This window comes from Aquisalimonas lutea, assembly GCF_030409225.1.
GTDB lineage: Bacteria > Pseudomonadota > Gammaproteobacteria > Nitrococcales > Aquisalimonadaceae > Aquisalimonas > Aquisalimonas lutea.
Window position 1 is genome coordinate 92,086 of the sequence record NZ_JAUFPK010000001.1, and the last position, 18,797, is coordinate 110,882.

Annotated in this window: 17 protein-coding genes; 6 read left to right on the top strand and 11 right to left on the bottom strand. The window is 69.0% G+C overall.

Translation table 11 applies throughout. The features are described from left to right. Positions 1–64: 64 nt before the first annotated feature. Genes mpl through QWY84_RS00450 form a run of 3 tightly spaced genes read left to right on the top strand, consistent with a single transcriptional unit; the run spans position 65 to position 2,657 of the window. A complete protein-coding gene (mpl, locus tag QWY84_RS00440; RefSeq protein ID WP_290200410.1) occupies positions 65–1,429 on the top strand; it encodes a UDP-N-acetylmuramate:L-alanyl-gamma-D-glutamyl-meso-diaminopimelate ligase in 1,365 nt (454 codons plus the stop codon). Next, complete coding sequence (locus QWY84_RS00445; RefSeq protein WP_290200411.1) at positions 1,426–2,055, top strand: flavin prenyltransferase UbiX; 630 nt, start codon at positions 1,426–1,428, stop codon at positions 2,053–2,055. Before mpl ends, QWY84_RS00445 begins: the two co-directional genes overlap by 4 nt. Beyond that, entirely contained in the window at positions 2,052–2,657 is a 606-nt protein-coding gene (locus QWY84_RS00450) for an LON peptidase substrate-binding domain-containing protein (RefSeq protein ID WP_290200412.1), read from the top strand. The genes QWY84_RS00445 and QWY84_RS00450 overlap by 4 nt, the downstream gene beginning before the upstream one ends. Positions 2,658–2,944: 287 nt before the next feature. Here QWY84_RS00450 and hemL read toward each other — a convergent pair whose 3' ends face one another. Continuing rightward, on the bottom strand, positions 2,945–4,225 hold the full coding sequence (hemL, locus tag QWY84_RS00455) for a glutamate-1-semialdehyde 2,1-aminomutase (protein WP_290200413.1): 1,281 nt from the start codon (positions 4,223–4,225) through the stop codon (positions 2,945–2,947). A 51-nt stretch (positions 4,226–4,276) separates the two neighbouring features. Continuing rightward, positions 4,277–4,912: a thiamine phosphate synthase gene (gene thiE, locus QWY84_RS00460; protein ID WP_290200414.1), complete on the bottom strand. Its 636-nt coding sequence runs from the start codon at positions 4,910–4,912 to the stop codon at positions 4,277–4,279. Between the two features lie 93 nt (positions 4,913–5,005). On the opposite strand from thiE, the gene QWY84_RS00465 reads away from it, so the two are divergent. After that, positions 5,006–5,176 carry a rubredoxin gene (locus QWY84_RS00465; RefSeq protein ID WP_290200415.1) on the top strand — a complete coding sequence of 57 codons (171 nt, stop codon included), beginning with the start codon at positions 5,006–5,008 and terminating at the stop codon, positions 5,174–5,176. Between the two features lie 22 nt (positions 5,177–5,198). Here the strand turns inward: QWY84_RS00465 and QWY84_RS00470 are convergent, their stop codons facing one another. Then, positions 5,199–6,392, bottom strand: a complete 1,194-nt coding sequence (locus QWY84_RS00470) for a coiled-coil domain-containing protein (RefSeq protein WP_290200416.1) — start codon at positions 6,390–6,392, stop codon at positions 5,199–5,201. A gap of 97 nt (positions 6,393–6,489) precedes the next feature. Then, positions 6,490–7,311 (bottom strand): 3',5'-cyclic-AMP phosphodiesterase, encoded by an 822-nt coding sequence (gene cpdA, locus QWY84_RS00475; protein ID WP_290200418.1) that lies wholly within the window; start codon positions 7,309–7,311, stop codon positions 6,490–6,492. Between the two features lie 140 nt (positions 7,312–7,451). Here cpdA and QWY84_RS00480 point away from each other — a divergent pair, with 140 nt between their 5' ends. Continuing rightward, complete coding sequence (locus QWY84_RS00480; RefSeq protein ID WP_290200419.1) at positions 7,452–8,117, top strand: O-methyltransferase; 666 nt, start codon at positions 7,452–7,454, stop codon at positions 8,115–8,117. Between the two features lie 220 nt (positions 8,118–8,337). On the opposite strand, the gene QWY84_RS00485 is transcribed toward QWY84_RS00480, so the two are convergent. The 7 genes from QWY84_RS00485 to QWY84_RS00515 form a co-directional block, all read right to left on the bottom strand. After that, on the bottom strand, positions 8,338–10,323 hold the full coding sequence (locus QWY84_RS00485) for a sigma-54-dependent Fis family transcriptional regulator (RefSeq protein ID WP_290200420.1): 1,986 nt from the start codon (positions 10,321–10,323) through the stop codon (positions 8,338–8,340). A 97-nt stretch (positions 10,324–10,420) separates the two neighbouring features. Beyond that, positions 10,421–10,813 (bottom strand): DUF779 domain-containing protein, encoded by a 393-nt coding sequence (locus tag QWY84_RS00490; protein ID WP_290200422.1) that lies wholly within the window; start codon positions 10,811–10,813, stop codon positions 10,421–10,423. A gap of 77 nt (positions 10,814–10,890) precedes the next feature. Continuing rightward, positions 10,891–11,922 (bottom strand): alcohol dehydrogenase AdhP, encoded by a 1,032-nt coding sequence (gene adhP / locus QWY84_RS00495; protein WP_290200423.1) that lies wholly within the window; start codon positions 11,920–11,922, stop codon positions 10,891–10,893. A gap of 37 nt (positions 11,923–11,959) precedes the next feature. Then, the gene (gene exaC, locus QWY84_RS00500) at positions 11,960–13,477 is read right to left on the bottom strand and encodes an acetaldehyde dehydrogenase ExaC (RefSeq protein ID WP_290200424.1); all 1,518 of its coding nucleotides are present in this window, start codon (positions 13,475–13,477) and stop codon (positions 11,960–11,962) included. 485 nt (positions 13,478–13,962) lie between these two features. Further along, a complete protein-coding gene (gene argA, locus QWY84_RS00505; protein WP_290200425.1) occupies positions 13,963–15,294 on the bottom strand; it encodes an amino-acid N-acetyltransferase in 1,332 nt (443 codons plus the stop codon). Further along, positions 15,284–16,462 carry an acetylornithine deacetylase gene (gene argE, locus QWY84_RS00510; protein ID WP_290200427.1) on the bottom strand — a complete coding sequence of 393 codons (1,179 nt, stop codon included), beginning with the start codon at positions 16,460–16,462 and terminating at the stop codon, positions 15,284–15,286. Before argE ends, argA begins: the two co-directional genes overlap by 11 nt. A gap of 166 nt (positions 16,463–16,628) precedes the next feature. Then, the gene (locus QWY84_RS00515) at positions 16,629–17,297 is read right to left on the bottom strand and encodes a TIGR04211 family SH3 domain-containing protein (protein WP_290200428.1); all 669 of its coding nucleotides are present in this window, start codon (positions 17,295–17,297) and stop codon (positions 16,629–16,631) included. 249 nt (positions 17,298–17,546) lie between these two features. Here QWY84_RS00515 and QWY84_RS00520 point away from each other — a divergent pair, with 249 nt between their 5' ends. Next, entirely contained in the window at positions 17,547–18,758 is a 1,212-nt protein-coding gene (locus QWY84_RS00520) for a class I SAM-dependent rRNA methyltransferase (RefSeq protein ID WP_290200429.1), read from the top strand. Positions 18,759–18,797: the final 39 nt, after the last annotated feature.

Here is an 18,797-nt window from a genome sequence, read left to right on the forward strand (position 1 = left end):
ACCCAAGAATGCGCCGCTCCGGTAGCCTCTCCGGCAATCACCGACCTTTCAGGAGCACGCCCCGATGCACATCCACATCCTGGGCATCTGCGGCACCTTCATGGGCAGCCTGGCCCTGCTCGCTCGGGAAGCCGGGCACCGGGTCACCGGCTCGGACCGGGGGATCTATCCGCCCATGAGCGATCTGCTGGCCGCCCAGGGCATCCCCGTGGGCCCGGATGACGACCCGGAGCAGCTGGTACCCGCACCGGACTGCGTCATCATCGGCAACGCCCTGTCCCGCGGGCACCCGCTGGTGGAGGCGGTGCTGGACCGCCGCATCCCCTACACCTCCGGGCCCCAGTGGCTGGCGGACAACCTGCTGCGGGACCGCTGGGTGATCGCCGTCAGCGGCACCCACGGCAAGACCACCACGGCCGGTCTGACGGCCTGGCTGCTGGAGGACGCCGGGCTGGCACCGGGCTTTCTCATCGGCGGCGTGCCCGGCAACTTCGACGTCTCGGCCCGCCTGGGGGCATCGCCGTTCTTCGTCATCGAGGCCGACGAGTACGACAGCGCCTTCTTCGACAAGCGCTCCAAGTTCGTGCACTTCCGCCCGGATACGCTGGTGGTCAACAACCTGGAATTCGACCACGCCGACATCTTCCCGGACCTGGACGCCATCCAGCGCCAGTTCCACCACCTGGTCCGCACGGTGCCCGGGCGCGGCCGCATCATCGCGCCGCAGGACGACCCCGGGGTCCGGGACATGCTGGCCATGGGCTGCTGGAGCGAGCTGGAGGCCATGGACGACCCACAGGGCTGGCACGTGGAGCCGCAGGGCGCCGGATTCCGCGTCATGGCGGGCGATCGCGCGCAGGGAGAGCTGAACTGGTCGCTGGCCGGCGTTCACAACGCCCGCAACGCCCTGGCGGCGCTGCTGGCCGCCCGCCATGCCGGCGTGCCCGTGGCGCAGGGGCTGGCATCGCTGGCGGGCTTCCGCGGCATGCGGCGGCGCCAGGAGCTGCGGGGCACGGTCAACGGCATCCGCGTGGTGGACGATTTCGCCCATCACCCCACGGCCATCCGCGCGACCCTGGAGGCGCTGCGCCCGGCCGGGCGCCTGCTGGCGGTCCTGGAACCGCGCTCCAACACCATGCGCCTGGGCGCCCAGCGGGCCGCCCTGCCCGGCGCGCTGGCCCCGGCCCAGCGCGCGTTCCTCTATCAGCCGCCGGGCCTGGACTGGTCGGTGGCGGAGGTCAGCGACGCCATGGCCGGCACCGGCGCCTGGTCCGACGACCTGGCGGAGCTGGTCGAGCGGATCGCCGCCGAGGCCCGGCCAGGCGATCAGATCGTGGTCATGAGCAACGGCAGCTTCGGCGGCATTCACCAACGCCTGCTGGATGCCCTGGCCAGCCGCCACCACGCCCCCATCGAGGTACCGGCATGAACATCCGCGACGACGGCATCACCCTGGCGCTCACCGGCGCGTCCGGCGCCCAGTACGGGCTGCGGCTGCTGGCCTGCCTGCTGGCGGCCGGCCGCCCCGTGCACCTGCTCATCTCCGATCCGGCGCGGGTGGTCATCGGCATGGAGACGGAGGAATCCCTGCCCGGGCGCAACCGCGACGCCGAGCGCTACCTGGCCCAGCGCTACGGGGCCGCGGACGGGCAGCTGCGCCTGCTGGGCCAGAACGAGTGGACCGCCGCCTGCGCTTCCGGCTCCGGCGCGCCGCGGCGCATGGTGATCTGCCCCTGCACCACGGGCACCCTGGCGGCGCTGGCCGCCGGCACCAGCAACAATCTCATCGAGCGCGCCGGCGACGTGGCCCTGAAGGAGCGGGGGCAGCTCATCGTCGTACCGCGGGAGATGCCCTTCTCCACCCTGCACCTGGAGAACATGCTGCGCCTCAGCCAGGCCGGCGCCGTGATCATGCCGCCGAGCCCGGGCTTCTACCACCACCCGCAACGCGTCGAGGATCTGGTGGACTTCGTGGTGGCGCGCATACTGGACCATCTGGACATCCCCCAGGAGCTCATGCCGCGCTGGGGGCACGGCCCGGAGAACGCGACGTGACCACCGAAGGACCCGAAAGTGCCCGGGAGATCGCGATCTTCCCCCTGCGTACGGTGCTCTTCCCCGGGGGGCCCCTGCCCCTGCGGATCTTCGAGCCGCGCTACGTGGACATGGTCAGCCGCTGCCTGCGCCAGGAGCAGCCCTTCGGCGTCTGCCTGATCCGGGAAGGGCGCGAGGTGGCCGACGCGGCAACACCCCACGGCCTCGGCACCCTGGCGCGGATCGTCGACTGGGAGCAGCGCAGCGACGGCCTGCTGGGCGTCACCGCCCTGGGCGAGGAGCGTTTCCGGATCCTGCGCAGCCGCCTGGCCCCGGACCGCCTGCGGCTGGCGGAGATCGAGCGCCTGGGCCCGGAGCCGGCGGTCACCCTGCCGCCGCAGCCGGCGGACATCACGCAGCTCCTGGACCGGGTACTGGCCATGACCAGCCTGGGCTACCACCACTGCCCGCGCCGTGACACCGACGCCGCGTGGCTCGCCGGCCGGCTGGCCGAGGTCCTGCCGGTCTCCCTGGAGCACAAGCAGCAGCTGCTCAGCCTGGACGACCCCGTGGACCGCCTGCGCACCCTGCAGGAGATCGTGCCGCAGCTGCGGCTGGAATAGTCCGGAACGACAGCCGCTCAGAAGAAGGTCTTTCCCGTACGTCCGGTTGTCACTGGCGGGGGTTCCGGTTCCGGACACGCCGTGAATACCTGCTGCGCTTCGCTGTCCTGCTCCGCTTGCAGGCCCTGGGCTCGCCATCCCTGGCGAGCCCGTTCGGCCGGCGGGAGCGCCACTGGCGCTCCCGCTGAATCGGCCTCACCCATGTAGGCTCGACTGCGGCCGTCCTGGCCGCAGACGGTCCGGAACCGGGATCCCCGCCAACGCGCCCCGGATACCCGCCCGCGATGCTACAGCCGCTGCAGCACCCGCGCGGCCATATCCAGGGTCAGCTCGATGACCGCGTCATCGTGGGCGGTGGAAACGAAGCTCGCCTCGAACGCCGCCGGGGCGAAGTAGACGCCGTTTTCCAACATGCCGTGGAAGAACCTGCCGTAGCGCTCGGTATTGCTGTCCACCACCTGCTGGTAGGTGCGTACCGGGCCGTCCTCGGTGAAGAAAAGCCCCATCATGCTGCCCATCTGGTTGACCTGCAGCGGCACGCCCGCCTGCTCGGCGCGCTCGCGCAACCCGTCCGCCAGCGTGCGCGTACTCTTCTCCAGCGCCTCGAACGTGCCGGGCCGGGAGAGCACCTCCAGGGTCTTGAGCCCCGCCGCCATGGCCACCGGATTCCCCGCCAGGGTCCCGGCCTGGTAGATCGCCCCCAGGGGCGCGAGCTGCTCCATGATCTCGCGCCGGCCGCCGAAGGCACCCACCGGCATGCCGCCGCCCACCACCTTGCCGAGGCAGGTAAGGTCCGGCGTCACCCCGTAGCGGGCCTGGGCGCCGCCCATGTGCACCCGGAACCCGGACATGACCTCGTCGAAGATCAGCACGCTGCCGTGCTGCGTGCACAGCTCCCGCAGTCCCTGCAGGAACTCCGCGTCGGCGGGGACCAGGTTCATGTTGCCGGCCACCGGCTCCAGGATCACGCCGGCGATCTCCTCGCCGTACTGGTGAAAAGCCTCGCGCACGCCGTCCAGATCGTTGTAGGTCAGCGTGATGGTGTCCGCCACCACCGCTTCCGGCACCCCGGGCGAGGTGGGGTTGCCCAGCGTCAGCGCCCCGGAGCCCGCCTTCACCAGCAGGGCATCCACGTGGCCGTGGTAGTTGCCCTGGAACTTGATGATCTTGTTGCGCCCGGTGTACCCGCGCGCCAGCCGCAGCGCGCTCATGGTGGCCTCGGTGCCGGAGCTCACCAGGCGCAGCATCTCCATGGACGGCACGTGGGCCTTGATCTGCTGCGCCATGCGGGTCTCGGCCTCGGTGGGCGCACCGAAGCTCAGCCCCTGCGCCGCCGCCTGCTGCACCGCCTCCACCACCTCCGGGTGAGCGTGGCCGAGGATCATCGGCCCCCAGGAGCAGACGTAGTCCACATAGCGCTGGTAGTCCTCGTCGTAGAGATACGGCCCCTGCGCCCGGCGCATGAACACGGGCGTGCCGCCCACGCCGCGGAAGGCGCGCACCGGCGAGTTCACGCCCCCGGGGATGTGCTGGCAAGCAGCCTCGAACAGGGTTTCGGAGTGTTTCATGGAATTGCGCTCCTCCGAAGGAAAGTTCGGTCCTCTGGGTCGGCCAGTGTATCAGCCTTGCGCGTACAGGGCCGCGATCCGCGCCGCGGCGGCCTCGGGGTCGTCGACCGCGAACACGCCGCTGATCACGGCCACGGCGTCGACACCGAGCGCCGCCAGGGGCGCCGCGTTGTCGGCGGTAATGCCGCCGATGGCCACCACCGGCTGGCGGTACCGCGCCACGGCCGCCTCCAGGGTCTGCCAGGCCACCGGCGGGGCGTCGGGCTTGGTGGGCGAGGGATAGACGCGGCCGAACGCCAGGTAGTCGGCGCCGGCGGCGGCCAGAGCATCGGCGCGCTCCAGCGAGCCGTAGCACGACACCCCCAGCATCACGCCGGCGCCCAGGCGCTGCCGGGCGGTGGCGAGGTCCGGGTCCTCCCGCCCCAGGTGGACGGCCGGCGCGGCCACCGCCGCCGCCAGCTCGACGTCGTCGTTGACCACGAACAGCGCCCCGTGCTCCCGGCACAGCCGCAGCAGTGCCGAGGCTTCCTGCCGGCGCCGGGGGGCGTCGTCGCTCTTGTCGCGATACTGGATGACGGCCGCGCCGCCGCGCAGCACGGCCTCGACCTGCGCCAGCAGGGTCTCGCCCCGATGGCGGGTGGTGTCCGTTACGGCGTAGAGGCCGCGCACCGATTGCCCAGCCGGCATGTTGCTCCTCCCGTGTTGCATCCCCCGGTTTGGACCGCCGGGGCCGAGCAGGTAGAGTATCGCGCCTGCACAACAGGCATCAGGGCGGAAACCATGGAATACAAGTCGTACATGTGCGTGGTCTGCGGGTGGATCTACGAAGAGGAGGACGGCCTGCCGGAAGAAGGGATCGCGCCGGGTACGCGCTGGGAGGACATCCCGGACAGCTTTACCTGCCCGGAATGCGGCGCCGGCAAGGAAGACTTCGAGATGATCGAGATCTGAACCGGCCCCGGTAGCCGCCGTATCAGGCCAGCCCGCCCAGGAACCAGAACGCCGCACCCGACAACCCGGCCAGCAGCAGCACCAGAGCCGCCACCGTCGGCCAGCGGGTCCGGCTGCGCTGTTCGTCATCGGCGGCAGGCGCCGGCGCAGGCTCCGCGTCCCGCTGCGCCGATGGCGCCGCCGAGCCGGACGGGCTGCCGGTTGCCCGGGCGGGCGAGGGCGTCGCGAACGCCCCGGAACGCCGCTGTGCATCGCGTTCGCGGCGACGATCCGCCTCGCGCTCGTCCTCGCGTTCCACCTGCTCCTGCAGGCGCCGCAGCTTTTCCCGGTCCAGGGACGTATCCGCCTGGATCAGCTGGAATTCGTCGGCCAGCTCCGCTCCCAGGGACAGGGTGTTCTCGTCGGCGGCACCAGCGCCGTCATTCCCGCTGTCGCCGTGGGCCGCGCGGAGCACCGCGTTGGCCTCGGTCAGGTCCACCGGCACCGGATTGCCGGCACCGCTGCGGGCGGGGGCCTGCCCGGGCGCTGACGCGGTCGGCGTTTCGGCCTGCCGCGCGGATCCGTCGCGCTCCTGGCCGGCCTGCAGCGCCACCAGCTTCTCGGCCAGACGCACGGCCCGCTGATTCGCCTGGCCGCGGCCCCGCTCCGAGAGGTTCAGCGCCTTGCGCAGCGTGGTCACCTCCTCCAGGAGCGCCGCCTCGCGGTCCTCGTCACTGGCGCCTTCCAGCCCCTGGAGGCTGCTGAGGGTCTCCTCGAGCTGGCGATTGCGCTCCTGGGCCTGCTGGAGCTCGCGCCGGGCCTCGTTGAGGGCCTTCTCCATGCTGCCCAGCTCTTCTTCCGCGCTCTGCCAGGCGGCACGGGCGGCGGCCCGGGTCTGCGCCACCTGCTCCTCGGCGTTGAGGCGCGCGTTCTCTTCCTGCTGGAGATACTGGCGATTGAGCTCGTCGTAGCGGCGCTGGAGGCGATCGGCGTGCTCGCGGATCTCGCGCAGCTCGGTCTGGGTCCGGGCGAGCTGGTCCTCGACCTCGCGCCGGCGGGCAACCTCCTGGGCATGAATGCGGAGCTGTTCCGCCTCCACCCTCTGGCGCGTGGTCTCCGTCTCCGCCTGGTAGTAGGCGACCTCGTCGTGCAGCCGCTGCCGCACCGCCGCGAGCTCGCGCTTGAGGCGCTCGACCTCGCTGCCGCCGTCCTGCCGTCGGGCTTCCTGTGCCGCCATGTGCCCTCCTTAACTCCTGCGTCGCGACCCTTCTTGCCGGGGCCTGCTCGCCGCGGGCGTGCTGCAACCGCCCTGCCGCCGCCGTCACGCGGGCGGGTCAGTAGCCGGCGAGATCCAGGTCGAGCCCCGCCGGGACCCGGGTCAGGCGCTCGACCCCCGTTGCCACCGTGCCGCCCGGCCCCAGCTCCAGCCAGCGATACCCCGGAGGCTGCGGGTCGATACTGAAATCGTCGCTGCTGGGCGAGAACTGGATGCAGGTGCTCGGGCTCGCCAGCAGCCGGACCGGCCCGTGCCAGTCATCGTATTCCTGGTGGATATGCCCCCAGATCACCGCGCGAACAGTGTCGTGACGATCGAGGATGCGGAACAGGGCATCGCCGTTGTCCACTCCGATGCGATCGATCCAGCGGCAGCCGACGGACACCGGATGGTGGTGCAGCCCGACGAGCACATGGCGATCGGGATTGGCCCCGAGGCAGTCATCCAGCCACTGGAGCTGCTCGTCGGAGAGGTGGCCGCCCGTGGCTCCGGGAATCGTGGAGTCCAGCATGATGAACAGCCAGTCGCCGGCGACGAGGTGCGCGGTACGCTGCACCGGGCCGGTGTGGAACACGCGCGCCATGGCGTCGGCATCGTCGTGGTTCCCCGGAATCACCAGCCCGGGCATGCCCAGGGCATCGAAACGCCGCTTGGCCTCGCGATAGGCGGACTCGCGGTCACGGGCGCCGTCATGGACCAGGTCGCCGGTGAGCAGCAGCAGGTCGGCCCGGTCCCAGCGGCGGCGCACCTCGTCGACGACGGCGTCGCAGGTGGCCTCGGTATCAACACCGGCCAGCCGCCCGCTGTCGCCGTACAGGTGCGTATCCGTGATCTGCAGCACCCGCAGGGTCCGCCCCCGCGGCAAGTCGGCTAAATGCATACGCGCCATGGCCTCTGGATGATGCCCTTCCCAGGCACTGATATGATGACGAGTCTTGCGTGAACAAACCCTTGTTTCTGTTGTGGCCGTCACATTTCACGGGTCCGGTCTGCATCCGGACCCCATCCGCCGGAAGTGCCATGACCGAAAAGACGCTCAACCTCGACACACGCCTTCACGACTACCTGCTGGACATCCTGCCGCCGGAGAGCGACGTGGAGGCCCGCCTGCGACGGCGTACCGCGGAGTACGCCGCCCCGCAGATGCGCATCGGCCTGGAGCAGGCGCGCTTCATGCGCGTTCTCGCCCGGGCAATGGCGGCTCGGCGGGTGCTGGAGATCGGCACGTTCACCGGCTACTCCGCCCTGGCCATGGCCCAGGCCCTGCCGCCCGACGGCCGCCTGGTGACGCTGGACCATGACCCGGAGAGCACGGCCGAGGCGCGCGGGTTCTGGGAGCAGGCCGGGGTCGCCGACCGCATCGAGCTGCGCCTGGGGGATGCCGCCGAGTCGCTGCAGGCACTGATGGACGAGCACCGGGCGGGAACGTTCGATCTGGCGTTCATCGACGCCGACAAGGAACGCTACCACCACTACTACGAGTGCGCCCTGGAGCTGATCCGGCCCGGCGGCGTCATCGCCGTGGACAATGTCCTGTGGTCCGGCGCGGTGGCCGACCCGGAGGACACGCGGGCGAGCACCGAAGCGCTGCGGGCGTTCAACCGGCGGCTGCGGGACGACGCCCGGGTCGACGTCAGCGTCATCCCCATCGGCGACGGCGTCACGCTGGCCACCAGGCTGAGCTAACCGGGCTCTGTCGACAACGTTGCCCGCGGAGACACGCCGACGAACGCCGGCTTTGCGGCATTGGCAACCCCATGGAGGCGCTGTGGATCCTGGTTCAGCATACCCGGGGATCGACAATGCGCCATGACCACCCGTCCAGCGTCTCCGCCCCTCGGGGCTGGAGCACCGCAGCACGGCGGCGGCCAAAGCGACCCACGACGTCGTATTGGTCACGACCCCGTCAGGATCCGGCAGGCAATCCACCGCTTCGCCGATCGATTCCGTGGCGGCGCATCCTCCGGTAGAGGGTGCTGCGGCCCAAGCTGAGCGCTTCGGCCGTACGCGTCACGTTCCAGTCGTGGCGGCGCAGGCAGTCGATGAGCACATCGCGTTCCGCGTTGGCAAGACGGGTCGCTTCCGTGGGCCGTACCCGCGGCCGCGATCCATTGGCCTGCGGGATTTCAGCGATTCCGGTGCTCAAGTCTTCCGCATGAATGACCCCGGCGTCAGACAGCGCTGCTGCGGTACGCAACTCGTTCCGGAGTTCCCGCAGATTGCCCGGCCAGTGATAGTTCAACAGACGGGCGCGGGCCTGCTCACCAAGATGCAGCTCCGGACCACCCTCCTCGCGGAGAATTCTGTCGATCAGATCATCGAGATCACTCCGGTCCCGGAGCGCCGGCAGCTCGACTTGCAGGCCCTTAAGGCGGTAGAAAAGATCCTGGCGGAACTGTCCCTGGCCCACCCGTGCCTGGAGGTCGCAGTGGGTCGCGCTGACCAGATGGATATCGACGGGGATGGCACGGTCCCCTCCCAGCGGGATCACCTCGCGCTGCTCCAGTACGCGGAGAAGCCGGCTCTGCAGCTCCAGGGGCATATCTCCGATCTCGTCGAGGAACAACGTCCCACCGTCAGCCTGGGCGATCTTCCCTCTTCTTCCGCCCTTTTGCGCCCCAGTGAACGCACCGGCCTCATAGCCGAACAGCTCGCTCTCTATGAGGTGCTCCGGGATGGCGGCACAGTTCACGGCAACGAAGGGTTGATCACGGCCGGCACACCCATCATGCAGCGCCCGCGCAAACCACTCCTTACCGGTGCCGGTCTCACCCTGGAGCAGAATCGGTATACCCCTGGTCATTACGCGCCGGGCACGCTCTGCTTGCCGCTGCACGTTGTCATCCTTGCCCAGGGATGCCTGGCCACCCGCGTTACGCCTCGCCGATGTTATGCCTAGCGCATTTCTTGCCTCTCTCGCCCGGTCTCCGGGCACGCCCATATCGCGGCCGTGCTCGGCACTCGCAAAGTACTGCGTGCCGTGATTCAGCGAGCGGATGGGTCGCAGACGAATCTGCCGGGCCCCCGCCAGCTGGTCCAGTTGCGCCAGGTCCAGATCGAACACCTGGTCGACGCGGGAGCCGACGAGCGCATTGCGGTCAGCGACGCCCAGATAGTTGAGAGCGTTCTGATCCACCGCAAGAATCAGGCCCTGCTCACTCACCGCCATAGCGGCATCATTGATCAGACCCACGTACTCGGGGCGCGCATGGAACCGAAGCAGAAGGGCGTCCGGGAAGTTCCGGACAAAGTAGCACTTGGCAATATGTTGCGCCGACATGGTCACCAGAGCCAACGTATGGAGTTGGCTCTCCGGGGTATCCCGGGCATTGACGGAAGATGCATCCAGCACGCCGAGAAGCTCTCCCCGAGGATCCAGAATCGGAGCGCCGGAGCAGCTCAGGGCATGGTGACGACTGCGGAAGTGCTGGTCCCGGTGAACGGTCACCGGCTGACGTTCGACGATGCAAGTCCCCACTCCGTTCGTCCCCTCGGTACGCTCGTCCCAGACCGCACCAAGCCATAATCCCGCCGCGCGAAAATCGCGCTTCAGGTTGGGGTCGCTGACCGAGTCGAGAATCAATCCGTCCGCGGACGTCAGAAGAAGGGCGTAACCGGAACCCGCGATTTGCTGATAGAGAGTGCTTATCTCCGCGCGGGCCAACCGGACGAATTCGCCGTACTCATCCACGCGCTCGGAAAGTGTGGCATTCTCTACCACCGTCGGCTGCGAGCGTTCACCACGATCAATCCCGTACTGCTCGTCACACCGGCCCCAGGACCGGAGGATCATGGACTGGTTGACTTGCTGCGGCCGCGGGACGCCTCGTCCGGTGGCAATCCGTGAACTCGCTGGTGCCTCCGGAAGCGCACCACGTTGCACGCGCGGCATGGTGTCTCTCCTCCTCTGGCGCGTTCCGGCGCCCTGATTATCGTTCCAAGCTAGCAGCCCCCCACGCTACTGTCATCCTGGAGGAGCCGACCAGGAATCACCGATCACCCGAGGCAACTGGCTGTCGCTCAAGTTGCTCCTGCTCCTGCTCGGAAAACAGCCGCGAGCGCGTCAGGAAGCGAACCCCTTCCGGCCCTTCCAGCGAGAACATTCCTCCGCGCCCCGGAACGACATCGATGATCAACTGGGTATGGGCCCAGTACTCGAACTGCGACCGGCTCATGTAAAAGGGAGAGTCGCCGATTTCACCGAGCTTCACATCGGAGCTCCCGACCCGGAGCTCGCCTTGCGGATAACACATCGGCGAGCTGCCGTCGCAGCAGCCTCCCGACTGGTGAAACATCAGCGGTCCGTGCTCCGCCCGCAGCTGTTCGATGAGCTCCAGGGCCGCGTCCGTCGCAACCACTCTTGCCACCGGTTGATCCACCATCACGCTCCTCCTTGCAACAGGCGTTTCAGGCCATTCCGGCCTGGAGAGTGCAGGCCGGAATGAAGGGAAGGCGGGGTCTATCCGCTTGCCAGATCGAGCACGACGCGACCGTCGATCTTGCCGTCCCGCATCTCCTGGAGGACGCCGTTAATATCTTCCAGCCGCGCCGTGCGAACCGTCGGACTGACAAGCCCCTCCTTCGCAAAGTCCAGGGACTCCTGCAGATCCAGCCGTGTACCCACAATGGACCCGCGCACCGTGATGCCATTGAGAACGACGTCAAAGATGGGCAGCGGAAAATCACCCGGCGGCAGGCCGTTCAAGGCCACGGTGCCGCCGCGCCTTACCATTCCCAGCGCCTGCGAGAATGCGGCATTGGAGACCGCGGTGACCAGAACCCCATGGGCGCCGCCGATGTCCTTGTGCAGCCGGCCTGCCGGGTCCTCCTCGGCGGCATTGACGGTCAGCTCGGCACCGAGGCGTTCGGCCAGGGCGAGTTTGTCATCGGAGATGTCCACGGCCGCCACATGCATGCCCATGGCGCGCGCATACTGGACGGCGACATGCCCCAGACCACCAATCCCCGAGATCGCCACCCACTGTCCGGGCTTGGTATCGGTGACCTTGAGGCCCTTGTAGGTTGTCACGCCGGCACACAGGATGGGGGCCAGCTCGTTGAACCCGACGTTGTCGGGCAGGCGGCCAACGTAATGGGCATCAGCAACCACGTAGTCGGCATAGCCCCCGTTTACCGAATAACCGGTATTCTGCTGCGATTCGCACAGAGTCTCCCAACCCCCGAGACAATGCTGGCAATAGCCGCACGCGGTATAGAGCCAGGGCACGCCGACCCGATCACCCTCCTTGAGGTGCTTGACACCGGCTCCCACGCCGGAAACGAACCCCACGCCCTCGTGCCCGGGGATCAGCGGCAGGTTCGGTTTCACGGGCCAGTCGCCCTCGGCGGCATGCAGATCGGTGTGGCAGACCCCGGATGCCTGAATGCGCACCTGGATATCGCCGGGTCCGGGCTCCGGGACGGGCACTTCGTCGATCCGAGCGGGGGCGCCGAACTCACGGATCACTGCGGCCTTCATGGTCTTGCTCATGGCAATCATCCTCCTCCGTATTCTCTGACTTCCCTTTCTAGAAGAGCCCCATCGGGTTCGGGTCGTAGCTCACCAGCATGTTCTTGGTCTGCTGGTAGTGATCCAGCATCATGCGGTGGTTCTCGCGGCCGATGCCGGATTGCTTGTAGCCGCCGAACGCCGCATGCGCGGGATAGAGGTGGTAGCAGTTGGTCCAGACGCGGCCGGCCTGAATGCCACGCCCCATGCGGTAGGAGCGATTGGCGTCCCGGGTCCAGACACCGGCGCCGAGCCCGTAGAGCGTGTCATTGGCCATGTCCAGCGCCTCGGCATCATCCTTGAACGTGGTCACTGAAACCACCGGACCGAAGATCTCCTCCTGGAACACACGCATTCGGTTGTGCCCCTTGAAGACCGTCGGCTCGACGTAGTAGCCGTTTTCCAGGCCGCTGACCGTCTGTCGCCGCCCGCCTGCGAGAAGCTCGGCACCCTCCTGCCGGCCGATGTCGATGTAGCTCAGGATCTTGTCGAGCTGCTCGGTGGACACCTGCGCACCGATCATGGTCGAGGGATCAAGCGGATTCCCCTGCCGGATCTGCTGCCAGCGCGCGAGAACGCGGTCCATGAACCGCTCGTAAATGGATTCCTGGATCAAGGCACGGGACGGGCAGGTGCAGACTTCACCCTGGTTCAGCGCGGTCATCAGGAAGCCTTCGACACACTTGTCGAGGAAGGCATCGTCCTCGGACATGACGTCGTCGAAGAAGATGTTGGGTGACTTTCCGCCGAGCTCCAGGGTCACCGGAATCAGATTCTCCGTGGCGTACTGCATGATCAGTCGCCCCGTCGTGGTCTCGCCGGTGAACGCCATCTTGGCGACGCGGCTGCTCGACGCCAGGGGCTTGCCGGCTTCCAGGCCGAAACCATTGACCACGTTGAGAACGCCCGCCGGCAGCAGATCCTCGATCAGCTCCAGCAACACCAGGATGGAGACCGGGGTCTGTTCCGCAGGCTTGAGCACGACACAGTTGCCGGTGGCCAGAGCCGGAGCCAGCTTCCATGTCGCCATCAGCAACGGGAAATTCCACGGGATGATCTGCCCGACAACCCCCAGCGGCTCCTGGAAGTGATACGCCACCGTATTGTCGTCAATCTGGCTGATCCCGCCTTCCTGGGCACGAATGGCTCCCGCAAAGTAGCGGTAGTGGTCCACGCACAGGGGAATGTCCGCGGCCAGGGCCTCCCGGACCGGTTTGCCGTTGTCCCAGGTTTCCGCCACGGCGAGCATTTCCAGGTTCTGCTCGATGCGGTCGGCGATCTTCAGCAGGACGTTGGCGCGCTCCGCATACGATGCCCGCGCCCAACCGTCCTTGGCCGCGTGCGCGGCATCCAGGGCCTTGTCGACGTCCGCCGCCGTGGATCGCGGGATCTCGCAGAATGCTGCACCATCCACCGGGCTGACGTTGTCGAAGTATTTCCCTTCGACGGGGGGCGTCCATTCGCCGTTGATGAAGTTCGCGTAGCGGGACTTGAAGTTGATCAGCGAACCGGGTTCGCCGGGCTTTTCGTAACCCATGATGACTCCTCCAGAACAACCATTGTTTTCGTTGCGAGCCCCGACTTCGGTGTCGGTGCCCGCCCTGAGAGCGGGCACGGACCGTGCCACTCGCTACAAATCCGTTGACTGAGAGGGCCTTGCGGAAGGAAAGGAATTTCAGGCAGACGCGATTGTGCCGTTCCCGGCACAGTGCGCAGTGGAAGGCCGAGGGTTATCTGTTTCGGTTCCGGGACACTAGGTGAAACGCTGAATAATTCCCGCGTGCCTCTGCGCGCCACAGCGGCGTTGTGGCAAGGCGGCATTCGCCGTGAATGGCCGTCGCCCTTTACAAGAAGGCCAACGCAGTCCACAACGCCGCTGTGGGGCGCCCTTCGGGGCCGAGCAGCGCGAGCGCAGCCGGCGTTGCGTTGCTTGACTGTACCGCCAGTACAGCGCGGCGCAACGCGCCTTGCCTGCGCCCGCGCTGCTCGGCCAGAGGCTCGCGCGAATTGTTCAGCGTTTCCCTAGTCCTTCCGGCCGATGGCCTTGATCAGCACCTGGGAGCGCCGCTTGAGGTTGTAGAGGGCCTGGCGGGCCACCGGCAGATCATCCAGCCGCGCCGGCTCGAAGCCCCGCTCGCGGAACCAGTGGGCGGTCCGGGTGGTGAGCACGAACAGCCGCTCCAGGCCGTGCGCCCGGGCCTCGCGCTCGATGTGACGGAGCAGGCCGTCGCCGCGGTTGCCGCCGCGGTACTCCGGGTGGATGACGAAACACTCCAGCTCGGCCATGCCGGCGCTGTGGTGGGGTGACAGCGCGGCCGTGGCGATGATCATGCCGTCGCGCTCCACCACCAGGTAGTCGCCGATGCGCGTCTCCAGCTCTTCCCGCGAGCGCCGCACCAGGACGCCGTCGCGCTCCAGCGGCTCGATCAGCTCCAGGATGCCGCCGACGTCGTCCACCGTGGCCGGACGCAGGGTCTCGTAGGGATCGCCGGTGATCAGGGTGCCGACCCCGTCCCGGGTGAACAGCTCCAGCAGCAGGCCGCCGTCGTGCCGGCGGTCCACCAGGTGGACGCGGTGGACACCGTGGCGGCAGGCCCGCACGGCGGCGTCCAGCAGCCGCGCCGGCCCTGACTCCGGCGCCGCCCGCAGGCCGTCCAGGTAGCGGCTCGCCTGCTGCAGGCCCAGGTCCCGCACCAGCTCGCCGTCGTCGTCCCGGAGAGTCTCGCCCTCGGTGAGATAGACGAGCTTGTCCGCCTCCAGCGCCGTTGCCGCAGCCAGGGCGACGTCCTCGGCCACCATGTTGAACACCTCGCCCGTGGGCGAGTAGCCCAGCGGCGAGACCAGCACGACGTTGCCGGCGGCGAGGCGCTCCTGGATGCCGGCGGTGTCCACGCGGCGGACCTCGCCGGTGTGCTGGTAGTCCACGCCGTCGCGCACGCCCAGGGGGCGCGCGGTGACGAAGTTGCCGGAGGCCACCCGCAGGCGGAACCCGGCCATGGGCGAGTTGGCCAGGCCCATGGACAGCAGCGCCTCGATGTCCACGCGCAGCGCGCCCACCGCCTCCTTGACGCACTCCAGGGCCGCCGGATCGGTGATGCGCGAGCCCTGGTGATAGCGCATCTCGGCGCCGCGCGCCTGCAGCCGCTCTTCGACCTGGGGCCGGGCCCCGGGCACGAGCACGACCCGCAGGCCCAGGCTGTTGAGCAGGGCGATATCCTGCAGCAGCGCCGCCGCCTGCGGCCCGCGCAGGGCCTCGCCGCCGACGCTGACCACCAGGGTGCGCCCGCGGTGCGCGTTGATGTAGGGCGAGCTGCGGCGGAACCACTGGACGTAGGCGGCATCGTCACGCGTCATGCCGGATACCCCCGCCCTCGATGCAGAACCGCCGGATCAGGCCCTGGAGCAGGGACACGGTGGGTGCCAGGCGCCCGGCATCCAGGTATTCGTCGGGCTGATGGGCCTGGGCGATATCGCCGGGCCCGAGGATGACGACATCCATCCCCAGCTGCCGCAGATACGGCGCCTCCGTGCCGAAGGCAACCGCGCGCGCCTGCGATCCCGTCAGGGCTTCCGCCGCGCGCACGATGGCGGCGTCGCGGTGCGTCTCCAGCGCGGGCAGCCCGGGCGAGAGCGATTCCATGGTCACGCTCAGGCCGGTCTCGCCCAGGACCCGGGGCAAGCGCTGGGCGAGCACGCCGCGCAGATCCTCCAGGCTCATCCCCGGCAGCGGCCGGATGTCGATGTGCAACTCGCAGTGCGCGCAGATGCGGTTGGGATTGTCGCCGCCGTGGATGAAGCCCAGATTCACCGTGGGCACGGGGACCTGGAAACGCCGATCCACGTTCCGCGACTGCAGCTGCTGACGCCACGCGAGGATGTCGCTGAGCACCCGGTGCATGCCTTCCAGCGCGCTGTTGCCCAGCGCAGGATCACTGGAATGCCCCGAGTGTCCGCGCACCCGGATGGCCTCGGCGAGCACGCCCTTGTGCACGTGCACCGGCTGCAGGCCGGTGGGCTCGCCGATGACGGCGTGCCGGCCCAGGCGCCGCTCGGCGTCCACCAGGGCGCGGGCACCGGCCATGCCGCTCTCCTCGTCGGCCGTGGCCAGCACCACCAGCGGCGCGTTCAGGTCGCCGGCGCGCAGGTCCCGTACCGCCTCCAGCATCAGGGCGAGAAAGGATTTCATGTCGCTGGTGCCGAGACCGTACAGGCGCCCGTCGCGCTCGGTGAGCGTGAACGGATCCGCGCTCCAGCCGGTGTCGTCGAACGGTACCGTGTCGGTGTGCCCGGCGAGCACCAGGCCGCCCTCGCCGCGCCCCAGCGTTGCGATGAGATTGGCCTTGTCGTCGCCGCCGGGGACGGGCTGGATCTCCACCGCGAACCCCAGGTCCTCCAGCCAGCCGGCAAGGCGGTCCACCACGGCGCGGTTGCCCTGGTCCAGCGCCGGATTGGCGCTGCTCACCGACGGGATGGCAATGAGCTCGCGGAGCATCTGTATCAGCGAGGGCGGCTGCTGGGCCATGGTGAATCCCCTTGTGCTGGTCGACCCCCCGGCCACGCAGGCCCGGCTGCGGGGTTCCGGTTGCGCCATTGTGCAGCAATGGCTCCGGTATCCCGAGTCGGATTCTGGCGAAACGCCGGCGTCTGGGCAACACGAGGCGCCGCCGGGGCGGCGAGCGCGCGGAGTGTCAGAGCCCGCCGCCGCTCCAGCCGGAGGAGCGCCGCCAGCGCAGCCGCGGCAGGATCAGCCCGGCGAGAATGCCGACGAACAGCACGGCGGCTCCGACGACGAACCAGCGCTGCTCGTCCCGCCCCCGCAACCGGTCGCGCTCCTGCTCCAGATCCTGGATCTCGCGCTCCAGGTCGATGACCTCCTTCTTCAGGGATTCATTCTCCTCGTACAGGTCCAGCCCCTGCTCGGCCCGCTCCATGCGCTGCTCCAGGGTCTGCCGCCGGCTCTCGCTCTCGGCCAGGCGCGACTCCAGCTCCTCGACCCGGGCCCGGGCCGCCTCCAGCTCCTCGCTCAGCCGGCTGTTCTCCTGCTGCACCTGCTCCAGGGTGCTCTGGGCCCGGCTCAGGCGTGCCTGGGCGCTGGGCTGATCCGACAGCAACCGCGTGAGAACCCAGCCCTCCAGGCCGTCCGGCAGGCGCACCCGCGTCCAGCCGCTGTCCTCTTCCAGCACCTGGACCTGCGTCCCGGCGGGAACCATGCGCTCAATGCGGTACTGGTTGCCCGGACCCGCGCGCAGGTCCAGGGCAAGATCATCGCTGATGTATCGCTCCTGCGCGAGTGCACCCGCCGGCAGCAGGCAGAGGACGAGCAGCGCAACGGCAATCCACCGGACGGCAGAACTCACGGCACAATCTCCAGAAGCAACAAGGGCGCGACCCGCGCATGGAAGCGCGTATTCTAGTAGCAACCGCCGGGCCGTCACGGTGACGCCCACGGGCGACAGCCGCACCATGACCGGAAGTCCCGGCTTCCGCGCGGACGCCGGCCGGTCAATATACACCGCAGGAACCCGGCACGACATCACCCGGCCCCAATGGCCGGGCCCGCTGTAGTAGAATCCCCGCCCTCGAACACACCCGATCCGGAGGCGACCATGGCGGAGACGCGCCCTTCCCTGTTCCTCAAGCGCGGCGAGGAGCGACGCCTGCGCGCCGGACACCTGTGGGTGTTCAGCAACGAGGTGGACACCGGGCGCTCGCCCCTGCGCGATTTCGCCCCCGGGGAGCAGGTACTGCTGCGCGACCACGGCGGCCAGGCCATCGGCGCGGCGACGGCCAACCCGCACTCGCTGATCTGCGCGCGGCTGGTCAGCCGCGACCCGGAGCGCAGCCTGGACGAGTCCCTGCTGGTACATCGCCTCAACCGGGCCCTGGCCCTGCGCGAGCAGCATTTCGACACACCCCATTACCGCCTCGTCCACGGCGACGGCGACGGCCTCTCCGGCCTGGTCATCGACCGGTACGGCGATGTCTGCGTGGTCCAGCCCAACACCGCCGGCATGGACCATGCGCTCGACGCCGTCACCCGGGCCCTGGAGCGCGTGATCGCCCCGGCGCACATCCTCATCCGGGCGGACAGCCCCCTGCGCGAGCTGGAGGGGCTGGAGCAGTACACGCGCTGGCACGGAACGCCCGGGCCGGACACGCTGACGGTGGAGGAGAACGGCCTGCGGTTCCAGGTGCCGGCCACCACCGGGCAGAAGACCGGCTGGTATTTCGATCATCGCGCCAACCGCGCCCGGCTGGCCCCCTATGTGCAGGGGCTGCACGTGCTGGATGTCTTCAGCTATGCCGGTGCCTGGGGGCTGCAGGCGCTGCGTGCGGGGGCGGCCTCGGTCACCGCGGTGGACAGCTCCGGCGCCGCCCTGGATACGCTCCAGGCCAATGCCGACGCCAACGGCCTGGGCGACCGGGTCACCACCGTCGAGGGCGATGCCTTCGAGGTGCTCCAGGCCCTGCGCCAGGAGCGCCATCGCTTCGACGTGGTCATTCTCGACCCGCCGGCCTTCGTCAAGCGCCGCAAGGACATCAAGGCCGGGCTGGCGGGCTACCGCCGGCTGAATCAGCTGGCGCTGCAGGTACTGGAAAAGGACGGCAACCTGATCACGGCGTCGTGCTCGGCGCACGTGGACGAACGCGCCCTGCTGGACGAGGTCCTGGGCGCCGCCCGGCACGTGGACCGGACACTGCAGGTGGTCGCCCGCGGCGGGCAGGCGCCGGACCATCCGGAACACCCGGCCATCCCGGAGACCCGCTACCTGAAGGCGCTGTTCACGCGCGTGGCGCCGGCGTGGAGCACGCCGTAGGACGGCTCCGTCGGAGGCGGGCGGCGCGGGTGCGGGGGA